This is a genomic window from Pseudomonas sp. RL (assembly GCF_000647775.1).
GTDB lineage: Bacteria > Pseudomonadota > Gammaproteobacteria > Pseudomonadales > Pseudomonadaceae > Serpens > Serpens flexibilis.
Genome location: NZ_JBOY01000156.1, coordinates 1 through 1,018, shown reverse-complemented (window position 1 = coordinate 1,018; position 1,018 = coordinate 1). Strand labels below are relative to the sequence as shown.

Sequence of the window (1,018 nt, the reverse complement as noted above, 5' to 3'; positions counted from 1 at the left end):
CCGATTCTGTTGAAAAACTAAGTTCTGCGGCAGCCAGCTGGTCAGCGGTGCCTGCTATCGAAGTGACTGGAAGCCACTTCAAGTTGCCTTTCGGCGTTTCACTGAGCTTCCTTGCCCAGGTCTGAGGGTTAATTCGAGGGTTTCTGCTCGCCGCAGGCGCACCTATCCCGTGAGTGGTGGCCCTTGAGGCAAAAGCTTGGCCATGCGGCGCAGGTTCTGCACCGTCGCAGCCAAGGTGAATTCGTCAGCGGCACCTGTCAGGCCACGCAATCGTAAACGGTCGAGTTTCATGATCCGTTTGAGGTGGGCGAAAAGCATCTCCACCTTCTTCCGTTCGCAACGAGAGACAAGGTATTCCGGTGTCTTGGCGATGCGTCGGGCCACGTCGCGGGCAGCTTCATGGATGCTGCGGACGATCTTCCGATTCGGTGTGTTAGGGCAGCACTTCGCTTTCAGCGGACATGTGGCGCAGTCGGTTTGACTGGAGCGGTAGATGATGGTGTTGGCCTTGGTCACCCGCGATCTTTTCTGGGTGAAGGCGCGCCATTCACTGCGTAGCGGTTTGCCGGTTGGGCAGTGGTATTCATTGGCCTCCGGATTCCAGTGGAAGTCGTTACTGGAGAAGCTGTCGTCTTTGCGCTCGGTCTTGTCCCAGACTGGGACATGCGGGTCGATGTTCTTTTCTTCGACCATCCAGGCCAGCATCGGGGCAGTGCCATAGGCGGTATCACCAATGAGGCGCTCTGGCGTGAGGTTAAACTGCGCTTCAACGCGATCAACCATCGTCCTGGTCGAATCGACCTCGGCAGTACGATGCGCCGGAGTCGCTTCCACATCCATGATCACGCCATGCTCGGTATCGATCAGGTAATTCGTGGAGTAGGCAAAGAAGGCCGGGCCGCCTGGCGCAGCAGTCCAACGGGACAGCGGATCGGTGAGCGAGATTTTCTTGGGAAGAGCTTCAGCCAGCGCCTCTTCATCAAGGGCTTCAAGATACTCGCGCACAGCGCGGCTGCTG

Annotated in this window: 1 protein-coding gene; it reads right to left on the bottom strand. The window is 57.9% G+C overall.

The genetic code is table 11. From position 1 onward, the window contains the following. Positions 1-162: 162 nt before the first annotated feature. Positions 163-1,018, bottom strand: an 856-nt coding sequence (locus AS93_RS0117395; RefSeq protein ID WP_027591775.1) for a transposase, incomplete at its 5' end; no start/stop codon positions are given.